This is a genomic window from Blastococcus sp. DSM 46786, assembly GCF_900109665.1.
GTDB classification, from domain to species: Bacteria; Actinomycetota; Actinomycetes; order Mycobacteriales; family Geodermatophilaceae; genus Blastococcus; species Blastococcus carthaginiensis.
Window position 1 is genome coordinate 166,173 of record NZ_FOAO01000005.1, and the last position, 12,624, is coordinate 178,796.

At 74.2% G+C, this 12,624-nt stretch carries 14 protein-coding genes and 1 tRNA gene; 8 read left to right on the forward strand and 7 right to left on the reverse strand.

The window, feature by feature from the left end; all coding sequences use genetic code 11:
- The first annotated feature begins 385 nt into the window (after window positions 1-385).
- From BMW62_RS06580 to BMW62_RS06610, 6 genes are all read left to right on the forward strand, one after another.
- Complete coding sequence (locus BMW62_RS06580; RefSeq protein ID WP_091930040.1) at window positions 386-1,177, forward strand: M23 family metallopeptidase; 792 nt, start codon at window positions 386-388, stop codon at window positions 1,175-1,177.
- Window positions 1,178-1,206: 29 nt separating this feature from the next.
- On the forward strand, window positions 1,207-1,641 hold the full coding sequence (locus BMW62_RS06585; protein WP_091930041.1) for a helix-turn-helix domain-containing protein: 435 nt from the start codon (window positions 1,207-1,209) through the stop codon (window positions 1,639-1,641).
- Between the two features lie 10 nt (window positions 1,642-1,651).
- Window positions 1,652-2,065, forward strand: a complete 414-nt coding sequence (locus BMW62_RS06590; protein WP_091930042.1) for a VOC family protein — start codon at window positions 1,652-1,654, stop codon at window positions 2,063-2,065.
- A 106-nt stretch (window positions 2,066-2,171) separates the two neighbouring features.
- Window positions 2,172-2,244: transfer RNA gene (locus BMW62_RS06595), tRNA-Ala, on the forward strand.
- Between the two features lie 335 nt (window positions 2,245-2,579).
- On the forward strand, window positions 2,580-2,960 hold the full coding sequence (locus tag BMW62_RS06605) for an SDR family oxidoreductase (protein ID WP_091930043.1): 381 nt from the start codon (window positions 2,580-2,582) through the stop codon (window positions 2,958-2,960).
- A 63-nt stretch (window positions 2,961-3,023) separates the two neighbouring features.
- Window positions 3,024-4,667, forward strand: coding sequence for an AMP-binding protein (locus tag BMW62_RS06610; protein ID WP_091930044.1), 1,644 nt, complete (start codon window positions 3,024-3,026; stop codon window positions 4,665-4,667).
- A gap of 96 nt (window positions 4,668-4,763) precedes the next feature.
- Here the strand turns inward: BMW62_RS06610 and BMW62_RS06615 are convergent, their stop codons facing one another.
- Entirely contained in the window at window positions 4,764-5,453 is a 690-nt protein-coding gene (locus BMW62_RS06615; protein ID WP_170852238.1) for an SGNH/GDSL hydrolase family protein, read from the reverse strand.
- A gap of 124 nt (window positions 5,454-5,577) precedes the next feature.
- On the opposite strand from BMW62_RS06615, the gene BMW62_RS06620 reads away from it, so the two are divergent.
- The gene (locus BMW62_RS06620) at window positions 5,578-6,441 is read left to right on the forward strand and encodes an SGNH/GDSL hydrolase family protein (RefSeq protein WP_091930045.1); all 864 of its coding nucleotides are present in this window, start codon (window positions 5,578-5,580) and stop codon (window positions 6,439-6,441) included.
- Between the two features lie 49 nt (window positions 6,442-6,490).
- On the opposite strand, the gene BMW62_RS06625 is transcribed toward BMW62_RS06620, so the two are convergent.
- The 4 genes from BMW62_RS06625 to BMW62_RS06640 all read right to left on the reverse strand — a co-directional run bounded on the left by BMW62_RS06625 (window position 6,491) and on the right by BMW62_RS06640 (window position 10,506).
- Window positions 6,491-6,784 (reverse strand): flagellar FlbD family protein, encoded by a 294-nt coding sequence (locus BMW62_RS06625; RefSeq protein WP_170852239.1) that lies wholly within the window; start codon window positions 6,782-6,784, stop codon window positions 6,491-6,493.
- A gap of 142 nt (window positions 6,785-6,926) precedes the next feature.
- The gene (locus tag BMW62_RS06630) at window positions 6,927-8,231 is read right to left on the reverse strand and encodes a hypothetical protein (protein ID WP_091930047.1); all 1,305 of its coding nucleotides are present in this window, start codon (window positions 8,229-8,231) and stop codon (window positions 6,927-6,929) included.
- A complete protein-coding gene (locus BMW62_RS06635) occupies window positions 8,228-8,659 on the reverse strand; it encodes a cupredoxin domain-containing protein (RefSeq protein ID WP_091930048.1) in 432 nt (143 codons plus the stop codon). The genes BMW62_RS06630 and BMW62_RS06635 overlap by 4 nt, the downstream gene beginning before the upstream one ends.
- The gene (locus BMW62_RS06640; RefSeq protein WP_091930049.1) at window positions 8,656-10,506 is read right to left on the reverse strand and encodes a hypothetical protein; all 1,851 of its coding nucleotides are present in this window, start codon (window positions 10,504-10,506) and stop codon (window positions 8,656-8,658) included. The genes BMW62_RS06635 and BMW62_RS06640 overlap by 4 nt, the downstream gene beginning before the upstream one ends.
- A 91-nt stretch (window positions 10,507-10,597) precedes the next feature.
- On the opposite strand from BMW62_RS06640, the gene BMW62_RS06645 reads away from it, so the two are divergent.
- The gene (locus BMW62_RS06645) at window positions 10,598-11,362 is read left to right on the forward strand and encodes a MerR family transcriptional regulator (RefSeq protein WP_091930050.1); all 765 of its coding nucleotides are present in this window, start codon (window positions 10,598-10,600) and stop codon (window positions 11,360-11,362) included.
- Here BMW62_RS06645 and BMW62_RS06650 read toward each other — a convergent pair.
- Both BMW62_RS06650 and BMW62_RS06655 read right to left on the reverse strand, forming a co-directional pair.
- Window positions 11,359-11,565, reverse strand: a complete 207-nt coding sequence (locus tag BMW62_RS06650; protein ID WP_091930051.1) for a hypothetical protein — start codon at window positions 11,563-11,565, stop codon at window positions 11,359-11,361. The two genes, BMW62_RS06645 and BMW62_RS06650, sit on opposite strands and share 4 nt — an antisense overlap.
- Window positions 11,566-11,612: 47 nt before the next feature.
- On the reverse strand, window positions 11,613-12,548 hold the full coding sequence (locus BMW62_RS06655) for a siderophore-interacting protein (RefSeq protein WP_091930052.1): 936 nt from the start codon (window positions 12,546-12,548) through the stop codon (window positions 11,613-11,615).
- Between the last annotated feature and the right edge of the window lie 76 nt (window positions 12,549-12,624).

Genomic DNA, 12,624 nt, shown 5'->3' on the forward strand with positions numbered 1-12,624 from the left:
TCGATCGCGGCGCCCCGGAGCGGGGGCCATGGGAACAGTGTGCGGGTACCGGCGCCGCTTGCGTCAGGTTCGCGTCCCGCGACGTCGACGGCGCGGCGCGGCCGACGGCGGGGACGTGCCGTCGGAGGCTCCTGAAGGGCGGCTTCGTGCCGGTGTCGGCGTCCATGATCGCCGATCGGCGCAGCGGCCCGACAGGCGGGTCGAACTACACCGGTGTCAGTTCTGCGTGTGACTCGTGGGGCACCAGGGGCTCGTGGTGCGGCTCGCGGCGGCGTGTCGCCGACGACGCGCCGAACAGGTGGTCACGAGCCAGTCACGGAATGTTTCGATGGGTGTGCCCCGATCGAGGGCGCGCACGTCAGGGAACGCGAGACGGACAGGGTGCATGGACGCTGGTATCGGCCCGGAGGCCCGCACGGAGCTGCTGGTGGCGGTGCGGCCCCGAACCGGTCGGGCGGCGCAGCGCCGGGCGCACCGGCGCCCGCCCCGCGCCGAGGCCCGGCGTAGCCCGGCGCTGCTCCTCGGCTCGCTGCTCCTCGGCGGCGTCGTCGCCGCGGGGGTGAGCCTGCAGGGCGCGCCCGCCGCCGAGGCCACCTCCGTGCTCGCCGCCCAGGACTCGCTGCTGACGGCCGAGGAGGGCCTCGAGGTGCTGCCGCAGGCCTCGATCACCGTCGCCGAGGCCCAGGCGCGCCTCCAGGAGGTCGCCGCCTCGCGTGCCGAGCGGCAGGCCGCCGAGGAGGCGGCGGAGGCCGCGGCGGCCGCGGCCGCGGAGGCCGCCCGCCCGAAGGCCGTCCTGCCTGTCGCCGGTGCCCGGCTGACCAGCGGCTACGGGAGCCGGTGGGGCACCTTCCACTACGGCATCGACCTGGCCGCGCCGATGCGCACGCCCGAGTACGCCGCCGCCGACGGCGTGGTGCTCCGCGCCGGCTCGGCCAGCGGGTTCGGCCTGGCGGTCTACATCCTCCACGAGAACGGCGACGTCACCGTCTACGGCCACATGGACAAGATCCTGGTCACGCCGGGGCAGTACGTGGAGGCGGGGGACACCATCGCGCTGCTGGGCAACCGCGGCCAGTCCACCGGTCCGCACCTGCACTTCGAGGTCCACAAGGGTGGCCTCGACGGCAAGCGGATCGACCCGATCCCGTGGCTGGCGGCACGTGGCGTCCGCCTCTGAGGCGTGCGCGGGCGTGGTCTGATCGCCCCGTGACCACCGCCGTCGAGGACAGCAACCGGCGGCTGCTGCGCGCGCGGGACGCCATCGACGCGCACTACGCCGAGCCGCTCGACGTCCCGACGCTGGCCCGCATCGCCCTGGTCTCGCCGGCCCACTTCATCCGCTCGTTCCGGGTGGCGTTCGGCGAGACCCCGCACCGCTACCTGCAGCGCCGCCGGGTGGAGCGGGCCATGTTCCTGCTGCGCACCGGCGACCGCAGCGTCACCGACGTCTGCATGGAGGTCGGTTTCTCCAGCCTCGGCACGTTCAGCCGCGTCTTCCGCGACGTCGTCGGCGAGCCGCCCAGCGCCTACCGGCGGCGGGGTCCGCTGCCGTCGGTGCCGACCTGCTTCGCGATGGCCTGGGCCCGGCCGGCGACGGATCGAGCAGTTTCGGAGAAGCAGCGACCGGCGCCGGCTCCCTAGCGTTCGCCCCATGCTGAAGACGATCTCCATCACCCAGATCTACGTCCCCGACCAGGACGCCGCCCTCGACTTCTACGTCGGGAAGCTCGGCTTCGAGGTGCAGGCCGACATGCACTTCGGGCCGATGCGCTGGCTCACGGTGAACCTCCCCGGCCAGCCCGACCGTGCCGTGCTCCTGGAGAAGCCCGGACCTCCGGCGATGAGCGAGGAGACCGCCGCCCAGGTGCGCGAACTGGTGAGCAAGGGGGCGGCCGGCGGCCACCTCTTCTTCACCTGCGACGACGCCTGGAAGACCCACGCGGAGCTCAAGGAGCGCGGCGTGGAGATCACCGAGGAGCCGGTCGACCAGCCCTACGGCATCGACTTCGGCCTCCGCGACCCGTTCGGCAACCACGTGCGCATCGCGCAGATGAAGGAGGCCTGACGGCAGGGCCGCCACGCGGTGCGCGGGACCGACCCCCTCCGTCGGTCCCGGTGACCGGCCCTGTACAGTTGCTCCCGGCTCGGCGGAAGCTCGCCGGGCCGGGATCGGGGCTGTGGCGCAGCTGGTAGCGCACCACACTGGCAGTGTGGGGGTCAGGGGTTCGAGTCCCCTCAGCTCCACCCCGATGACCAGGCCGTTCCCCTTCCGGGGAGCGGCCTGAGTCGTCTCTGGTTGCAGTTCGCCCATCGCGTCCAACTGGAGGCGGACGACATCGTCCGGCGATGCAGCGTCCAGCCGGATGTATCCGTCGTTGACGTTGCGGGAGAGCCCCTTCGGATCGACCTCCCTGATCCGGACGAAGAGGTCGGCGTGCGGGGTGTCGCTGTGGTGCGCCACTTCGACGACCGGGACGCCGACGACCTCGAGAGCCTCGGCCGGCGGGGGACCGGTGAAGCTGAGGACGTCCATCAGCCGGCAGCTCGCCCGCTGACGCCTTCGACCCGGGGAGTCAGACGTGCAGCTCGACGGCGTTGCCGCCCTGGTCGCCGGTGCGGCCTCGGGCCTCGGCGCCGCGACGGCGGCCGACCTGGCCGGCCGCGGTGTCACCGTGTGCGACCTGGACCTCGACAGAGCCGTCGCCGGCGCGTCCGCGACACCCGACCTGGCGCAGTACGGCATCCGGGTCATGACCATTGCTCCCGGCATCGTCGAGACGCCGATGATGGCGGGATTGTCCGCCGAAATCCGGGCCGGACTCGCGGCGACCGTCCCGTTCCCGCGCCGGCTCGCACAGCCGGCCGAGTTCGCCCGGCTGGTGGCGATGCTCGCCGACCTCGACGATCTCAACGGCGAGGTCATCGGCATGGACGGCGCTTCGCGGATGACGGCGCGATGACTTCCCGATCGGGGGCCCACCGGGCCACGAACCCGATCTCGACCACCAGCGGAGGTTCTTGAGGTGTCGAACGAAGAACGTGTCTTGGAGCTGCTGGCCGTCTACGACTCACCGGATGCCGACGCGGCCGAGCTGTTGTGTGACCGGCACCCGGCCGATGACGTGGCGTTCACGGTGGTCGAGGCGGACCTGTCCGCGCACGACCTGACCTACGGCCACCTGCGCCGGGAGTCGGCGCGGTTCGCCGCGGCCCTGGCCGATCTCGGCGTCGGGCCGGGTGACGCGGTGGCCGTGCTGATGGGGAAGTCGGCCGAGCTGGTGGTTGCGCTGCTGGGCATCTGGCGGCGCGGTGCGGTGCACGTGCCGCTGTTCACCGCCTTCGCCACCCCGGCCATCGCGCTGCGCCTGGCGGCGAGCCAGGCCAAGGTCGTGATCACCGACGCCGACCAACGGGCCAAGCTGCAGCCGGGACCGGACATGCCCGCCGACGCGCCGTGGCGCGTGGTCGTCGTGGGCGGCGCTCCGGAGGGGGGGCAGCTGTCCTTCCACGAGCTCGTCAGCGACCACGGCCCCGACGAGCCGGCCGGCGCCTCGGTGGCCGTCGGCGGCGACGGCCCGCTGGTGCTGCTGTTCACGTCGGGGACCACGGGCACGCCCAAAGGAGTGCCGGTGCCCGTCAAGGCGCTCGCCTCGTTCCAGGCCTACCTGGAGTTCGGCCTGGACGTCTCGTCCGAAGACGTGTTCTGGAACGCCGCGGACCCCGGTTGGGCCTACGGCCTCTACTACGCGATCCTCGGACCGCTGGCGGCCGGCCGCCGCAGCCTGCTGCTCCACGCGGGCTTCTCGGCGGCCCTGACGTGGCAGGTCGTCGAGCGGTTCGGGGTCACCAACTTCGCCGCCGCGCCGACGGTCTACCGCTCGCTCCGCGCGGATCCGACCCCGGCGCCTCAGGGGACCCGGCTGCGCCGCGCCTCCTCGGCCGGCGAACCGCTGACGCCAGAGGTCATCGACTGGGCCGAGGAACACCTGGGCGTCCCCGTCCGGGACCACTACGGCCAGACCGAGCACGGCATGATGATCGTCAACGGCTGGTCCGACGCCGTGAGGGAGACCGTCCGCCCGGGCTCGATGGGCAAGCCGCTGCCCGGCTGGTCCGCCACGGTCCTCGACGACACCGCGGTGACGCCGGTTCCGCCCGGGCAGGTGGGGCGGGTGGCGATCAAGGTCGCCGACAGCCCGCTCATGTGGTTCACCGGGTACGCCGGAGCACCGGAGAAGACCGCGGAGCGCTTCACCGACGACCGGGCCTGGTACCTCACCGGTGACGCCGGTAGCGCCGACGAGGACGGCCACTTCTACTTCTCCGCCCGCGACGACGACGTGATCATCATGGCCGGCTACCGGATCGGGCCGTTCGACGTGGAGAGCGTGCTGATCACCCACCCGCGGGTCATGGAGACGGCGGTCATCGGGGTACCCGACTCGCTGCGCGGCGAGGTGCTCGAGGCCTTCGTCGTCCTCCGCGCCGGGGACAGCGGGGGCCGGGCGCTCGCCACCGAATTGCAGCAGCTGGTCAAGGACCAGTTCGCCGCCCACGCCTATCCCCGGACGGTGCACTTCGTCGACGAGCTGCCCAAGACCTCCAGCGGCAAGATCCAGCGCTTCGTCCTGCGCCAGCAGCGACGCGCCGAGGTCGGGCCCACGTGAGGGCCGCCGCCAGGTCCTGCAACTACACCTGCCAGCCCCTCGGTCGCCCGTCTGCCAGGGGCGTGGCAGGTCCACAGCACCCTGGGCCCGCGCGGCTCAGCCCAGGGCGTCGGCGACGACGTCGGCCAGCACCTCCGCCCCCTCGGGGGAGGGGTGGGTGCCGTCGTCGCTCATCCCCTCGGCGAAGGTGCCGTCCGGATCGGCCAGCGGGGTCCAGAAGTCGAGCAGTTCGACGCCGCGCTCGTCGGCCCAGACCCGCAGCCGTTCGTTGAGTGCCACGGTCTCGTCGGGGAACTCCGCGCTCGGAGGGAGGGTGGCGAAGACGGGCGTCGCCCCGCCGGACTCGACCTTCTCGGCGATGCGGGTGAGGGTGTCGATCGTCCCGTCGGTGCGCCCCTGCCGGACGTCGTTGGTGCCGGCGAGCACCAGCACCGTGGCCGGGCGCGGGGCGAGCGCCTCGGGCACGCGGGCGAGGATCTCGTCGCTCCGCTCCCCGCTGACCCCGGCGTTGCCGCTGTACGTGACCGGGGAGTCCTCGCGGCAGCCGAGGACGTCGAAGTACGAGTCGTCGACCCCGATGTCCAGCGCCGCGACGTGGCTCCCCGCGGTGATGGAGTCGCCGAGGGCCACGGTGCCGCCCGGTTCGTCGGACGGGGACAGGAAGCACTCGAAGTGCGCGACGGCCTCGGCCAGCCGGCGGGTGGGGGTTCCGCGCACGAGCACGGAGGCCGCCAGCGCCACGACCACGACGGCCACGACGGCCAGCACGACGCGCCCCCGGCCCATGTCCCGACCGTAGCGGCCGGCCCGCGGGCGCTGCCGCCGCACCGATGCCTGTGTGACGCGCGTAACTGCCGGTGGTGTCGCACGTTGATCCGCGCACACCGCCCCCACCCGATCTGGAGGAGACGTGCGCCGTCTCGCTACCTGCGTCCTCGCCGCCCTCGCGGTCCTCACCGGCATCGTGGTCGCGCCCACGGCCCAGGCCGCGCCGGCCCCGCTGCGCTACGTCGCCCTCGGTGACTCCTACAGCGCGGCCTCCGGCGTCCTGCCGCCGGACCTGACCGCACCGCCGCAGTGCCTGCGCTCGGTCCGCAACTATCCGAACGTGATCGCCCGCGCGATCGGTGCCCAGCTCACCGACGTGACCTGCGGCGGCGCCGACACCGGCGACTTCTTCACCGGGCAGCACCCGGGGGTGGCCCCGCAGCTCGAGGCGCTCGGCCGGGACACGCAGCTGGTCACCATGACCATCGGTGGCAACGACAGCGGCGTGTTCATCAACTCGGTGATCGCCTGCAGCACCGCCGGCCTCGCCACGCTCGGCCAGGGCAGCCCGTGCAAGGACCGGTACGGCAGCTCGTTCACCGACACCGTGCGCAGCACCACGTTCCCGGCGCTGGTGGAGGCTCTGCGGGCCGTGCGGAAGGCGGCGCCGGACGCGCGCATCGCCATCCTCGGCTACCCCTGGATCGTGCCGGCCGGCGGCGGCTGCTTCGACCGCATGACCATCGCCGCGGGCGACATCCCCTACCTGCGCGACCTCCAGGCGACCCTCAACGACGTGGTGCGGCGGGCGGCGTCCATGTCCGGTGTCACCTACGTCGACCTGAGCCGCGTCTCGGACGGCCACGACGCCTGCCAGCCGATCGGCGTCCGCTGGATCGAGCCGGTGCTGCAGGGCCTCAACCCGGTGATCGTGCACCCCAACGCGCTGGGCGAGGCCGAGATGGCGGCGCGCACCATGGCGGTGCTGCGGCTCGACCGCCGCTGAGGGCGGCCGGCGGTGGCCCGGTGGAAGGGCCTCGGTCGGGCCGCCGTCGTCAGTTCGGGACGGCGCCCAGCTCCGGCTCGGGCGCGCGGCCGCTGCCGTGCCGGCGGGCGAGCCGGGCAGCCGCCGGCATGGCGGCGTACCCGTTGGTGAGCCGCGAGCGGGCGACGAGCGCACCGGCGCGGTGGGCGGCGATCGAGCGCAGGACCTCCTCGAACTCCGTCTCGACGACGTAGTGCGTGCCGTCGACGAGGTGGACGACCGTGTCGCCGTGGCGCTCGATCCGCTCGATGTGGTCGGGGTCGACGGAGAAGTGCTCACCGTTGCGGCAGGTCACAGCGATCACGAGGCGGTCCTTTCGCACTCGTCGGCCCGGGGACCGGTGGGCCGGTCCGGAAGGCGGTCCGGCACCGGGACCATCGGCATACCGGGGCCGGTGCCGGAGCGTGCGAGGGCGGGATGCGCCCGAACGGGTGAGCGGATCGCGCTCAGAAGCCGAACAGCAGCCCCAGCCCCCCGAGGGTGAACAGGACCATCACGACCACCAGCGGGAGCTGGTCGGACGCCCGCGCGTGCCGGGCCGAGAGCAGCGCCCTCTCGTGCGCCAGCGTCACCCCGACGACGTGGCCGGCGATGATCGCCCCCACCTGCACCAGCGCGATGGCGTCGGAGCCGACCGCGGTGAGGTCCACCCGGTTGCCGTAGGTGCCGAACAGGTCCACCCCGTCGGCGCCGAACGGGTTGCTCACCAGGATCCAGGTCTTCTGCCCGTCGAGGAGCAGCAGGCTGAAGTAGTGCGCGATCGTGTAGCCCAGCGCGATGGGGATGACCGTGGCCGCGTAGCGGCCCGGCTGCACGCCCGGGTCCTGGCCCGCCAGCCGCCCGGACAGCCGGGTGCCCAGCGCGTACAGGCCGGCGACCACGCCGATCGACGCCAGCAGGCCCACCGTGCCCGAGAGGGTGTCGTCCGCCGCGCCGGGGCCGGTCTGCCACCACACCGTGCGCGAGAGCCCGTCGAAGGCGGTCGAGCCCAGCAGCACCACCACCAGCGCGGACAGCCCGGGTTCGGACGGGGTGGCGAGCGCACCGGCCAGCGGGTTGCGCAGCACCAGCCGGCCGTCGTCCCGCCGTCCCCACGGGGAGAGCCGGGCGATCAGCGTGGACCAGGCCTCGAACCCGTCGCCGCGGGCGAACCAGCCCTCGCCGAACCACAGCGACAACGCCACGTGCACGACGGCGTGCAGCAGCAGGAAGACCGCCACCGTGCGCGGCTCCGCGCGGCCGGGGAAGACCAGCTCCAGCCAGACGAACACCAGCAGGGATCCCGCCGCCGGCCACAGCCCCAGCGCGGGCAGTCGTGCCGCACCGGGTGCGGTCGGCGCCACCGGGCGCAGCAGCCGGTGCAGCAGCCGCAGCGGGTTCGCCACCCGCCAGACCGGGCCGAGCAGCAGGCTCGCCGGCACCAGTCCCACCCAGAAGGTCACGTAGAGCACCCACGGGGCGAGGTTGCGCGAGGTCTCCTCCGGCCCCAGCAGCGCGACGGCGACGACGAAGACCGCGACGCCCAGCGCGAGCGCCTGGAGCCCCCGCCGCAGCGGCGCGCCGTCGAGCACCCGCTGCAGACCGGCGGGCAGCGGACGGCCGGAACCGGGGCCGCCCAGCCGCGGGGTGCGCCAGAACAGCAGCAGGACGGCGAAGCTCACCAGGATCGCCGCCCCCGCGCCGTAGAGCGCGAAGCCGATCGGGATGGGCAGGTCCGTGCGCGAGCCGACCCCGTGCGCGAGGGTGCTCACCCGACCTGCAGCGTCAGCAGCACCGTCCCGGCGTCGTGCAGCTCCAGCTCGAAGACGCCGGGGATCGTGGCGTCGAAGGCGAGCTCCGCCGGCTGCCCGGGCACGAGCTCGGCGAGGCGGTCGTACCCGTGCAGGTGCACCTCGTCGGCGACGTCGGAGGTGACGACGACGGTGACCGGCTCGCCCAGGGACACCGGCACCCGGCCCGTGTCGCCGGTGACCCGGCCGCCCGCGACTGCCACCTCGATGCGCTGACCGGCGGCCTCCGGCGGCGCCGGTGCCGGGGTGGTCCCCGTGGGCGCGCCCGTGGCGGGGGCGTCCGAGACCGACGCCGCCGTCCCTTCGGCGGCGGGGGCCGCCGTGCCGGCGCAGCCGGCGACCGGCAGCGCCAGGAGCAGCAGGGCCGCGGCCGCCCGGCGAGGGCTCACCGGGGCACCGCCGCGGAGGTCGTCGTGCCCTCCACGGGGCTGTCGGCGGGGGCGTCCGCGAACAGCTCGCGGACGGCGGCACGGCGGGCGTAGCGGCCCACGCCCCAGGCCATGGCGGCGATGAGCGCGAGCGTGCAGCCCAGCACCACCAGGTTGGACACCAGCCACAGACCGCCACCGCTGTCCTCGAGCTCGCGCTGCAGGATGTCGATCTCGGGGATCGCGCTGCGGGTCATGCCGTCCTCGGCCGGGATCTCGTCGGCGGGGATCGCCTCGTCCTGCGGCAGGTAGATGGGGAACGCGGTGAGCACGCGCCCGTCGTGCACCCGCAGCAGCGTCTTCCACGTGCCGTGCAGCGGCACCGGCTCGGTCGTGCGGTACTCGCCCTCGCCCACCCGCTCCAGCGGGGTCACGACCAGGCCCTGGCCCTGCCAGGCGGTGATCTGCACCCACGCGGGGTCGTCCAGGAAGTCGGCCGGGTCCAGCCGCACCCCGATGTCGGCCGTGCGGGGATCGGTGGTGACGTCCTCGATGGTGAAGGTCGCCTCGACGTCGTCGGGCACGGTGGCGACCAGGCCGTTGGCGACGGCGGCCGCGAGCACCGCGAGGCAGGCCAGCAGGGCGCCGCGGGCGACGGCCGGGCGTGGCAGCCGGCGGCGCAGGCCGGTCGCGAGCAGGGCACCCAGCAGCGCCCCGGCGACACCGCCGGCCAGCGCCATGAGCGTGCCCTCGACCAGGATGTCGCTGCCCCAGGTGAGCTCCTGGACGACGTGGGTCCAGCCCGCCTCGGTCGCGTGGCCGACGGTGCCGATCGCGACGCCGGCCGCGGCGCCGAACAGCAGCGGCCGGCGGGCCGGCGGCAGGAGCCGCGCCAGGAGCTCGACCAGGACCGCCGAGCCGAGGTAGAGGGGGAACGTCGGCACGAGCTCACCGAGGCCGGGCCCGACGACCAGGGCGATGAGGCCGCGGACGACGAGGAAGAATGCCGTCGCGGCGAGCGCGCCGCCCCGGCCGATGAACATGCGGGCCGCGATCAGCGCGATGCCGGCGGCGGCGGCGATCATGAACGGCTCCAGCACCAGCCGGAACTGCGGCACGTCGAAGTCGTACTCGCCCTGGAACACCGACATGCCCAGCAGCAGCCCACCCATGGCCGAGGCCTGCCGCAGGAACCGCGCCGTGCCCCCCCGGTCGCCGTCGCCGGTCGAGAGCCCGCCGTGCCCCTCCTGCTCGAGGACGAGCAGCCCGATGATCGACAGGCCCGCGCCGCCGATCAGCATCAGGTGCGTGGGGCCCCACAGGGTCACGTCCTGGCCGAACATGCGGTGCCACACGTCGTCGAGCGGGAAACCGAGCAGGGCGTAGAAGCCCGCAGCCGTGAGCAGGATGCCGCCGACCGGTACGTCCCAGCCGCGGACGAAGCGGACGGCGGCGGGGCCCGGTTCGCCGTCCAGCGGCATGGCGCAGGCGAGCACGCCGCCGGCGAAGACGCCGAAGAGGCCGAAGAGGATCAGGTAGTGCGCCGGGTTGGCCAGCGGCCCCTCGTCGCGGCCCACGCCGATGTGCAGGGCGATGTCCCACAGCATGCCGAGCAGGGCGGTGAGCAGGGAGAGGGTGGTGAGGACGGTCGGCAGGGCCACCCAGCCCGGCGCGCCGGTGGCGCCGCCCAGCCGGTCGCCCACCCGGGTGAGCAGGGTCGAGCGCCGGGTCCGGTGCAGGAGGACCAGTGCGAGCAGCGCGACCGTCAGGGCGACGCCGATCCCCGTCGCGAGGAGGACCTCGCCCAGGGCGGCACCTCCGGCCGGTCGTGTCTCGGCGGCGAGCAGCACGGCATCCCTTCCAGGCATGTAGCTATGTAACACCAGTAACGGTTACATCGGCAACTGTTCCATAGACCGAGTCGCATACCGTAAGGGCGACGAGCGAGAGGAGGACCCGGTGAGCGCAACCCAGCCCCGGCCGCCCGGCGACGACGCCGAGCACGAGCTGACCGTCGACGAGCTCGCCGCCCGCGTCGGGCTCACCGTCCGCAACGTGCGCGCATACGCCGCCCGGGGGCTCCTGCCGCCGCCGCGGATGGCCGGCCGCACCGGCTACTACGGTCGCGAGCACGTCGCCCGGCTGCTGCTCGTCCGGGAGATGCTCGCCGAGGGGTACTCGCTGGCGATGATCGAGCGGACCCTCGCCAGCGCGCCGCCGACCGCGAGCTCGGCCACCCTCGCGCTGCACCGGGCACTGCTGGCGCCCTGGCTCCCGCCGGAGCCGGAGGAGGCCACCGGCCCGGAGCTCGCCGCACGGATGGGCGTGCCGGCCGGTCCGGAGCTGATCGACCAGCTGGTGGCGCTGGGCATCGTGGAACGGCTGGACGGGGAGCGGCTGCGGGTGCTCGACCCGGCGCTCCTCGTGGCCGGGCAGCAGGTCGTGGCCCTCGGCGTGCCGGTGACGGCGCTCATCGCGGCGCAGGCGCAGGTCAACGAGCACGTGCGGGCGATCAGCCGCACCTACGTGCAGATGTTCGTGGGCACCGTCTGGCGGGGCTTCGTGGAGGCGGGGGCACCGCCCGAGCAGCTGGACGCCATCCTGGCCACCGTCGCCCGGCTCCAGCCCGTGTCGGCGCAGGCGGTGCTGGCGGCGTTCCGCACGGAGATGGCCGCGGAGGTGGCGGACGCCGTCGAGGTGGCGCTGGGAGAGCTCGGAGGCTAGCGGTAGGGGGCGTCGCCGTCGGCGATCTCCTCCCGGGCCGTGCCCCGGCGGTCGACCTCGGCCGCCGCCTCCCGCGCGCTGATCCGGCGGTCGCGGACGACGGCCCCCGCGACCAGCGCCACCAGGACGGCCGCGGGCACGAAGAAGCCGACGGTCCCGATGACGCTCAGGCCGTCCGTGGCGACGAGGTCGTAACCAGGCACGAGACCATGTGACACCGTCTGATGTCACGGTGTCAAACGGAGGTCCGTCAGTCGGAGTCGCGGCCCTCGCGCCAGTACCCCATGAAGGCCACCGACCGACGGTCGACGCCGGCCTCCTGGACCAGGTGCCGGCGCAGGCCCTTGACCACGCCGGCCTCGCCGGCGAGCCAGGCGTAGACGCCGGAGGAGCCCGCGGCGGTGCCCTCGGCGGGGACCTCCCAGAGGATCCCCGCGTCGACGTCCACGTCGGCCAGGTCGGGCGCGGGGGAGGGGGTGATCAGGTCGCCCAGCTCCCGCACCGCCGCGAGGACGGCCCCGGTGAGCAGCTGCCCCCGCGGCGCGGCGGGGGCCCCGTCGGCGGGCCGGCGGGGCAGCCACGTGATCTCCACGCCCGCCGGGGCGGCGACGTTCAGGACGTCACCGGCCGTCGGCACCTCGAGCAGGACCTTGGCGCGGCGGCCCGCGGGCAGCCCCTCCACGATCGCGCAGATGGCCGGCACCGCGGTCTCGTCACCCGCGATCAGCAGGCAGGAGGCGTCGGCCGGCGGGTGCCACTCGAAGCCGCCGGTCTCCCCGGGGAACCTGGCGTTCGGCGCCACCAGGACGACCTCGTCGCCGGGCCCGGCCTGCTCGGCCCAGGCCGAGGCGGGGCCGGTCGCGCCGTGCAGGACGAAGTCGACGTCGACCTCGCGGTGCTCGGGGCGCAGCGCCCGCACGGTGTAGGTGCGGATCGGCATCCGGCGCTCCGCGGGCAGGAGCCGCCAGGCGCCGTACCAGTCGTCGCCCGCCGGGCAGTCGAGGATGTCGCGCCCGGGCAGCGGCAGCATGACCTTGATCCGCTGGTCCCGGCCGTTGGACGTCAGGTCGCCCATCTCCGGCCCGCTGAAGGTGACCCGCAGGAAGCTCGGGCTCAGCCGCTGCACCCGTGCGACGCGCACCGGGAAGGTGCGGTAGGCGGGGATCTGCGCGGTCTCGACGGTCACGGCGTCTCCCGGGCTCGGTCGGTGGGTGCGGGCCGGCGTGCGACTTAGGCTAGCCTTGCCTGGCTTTCGGCAGTTT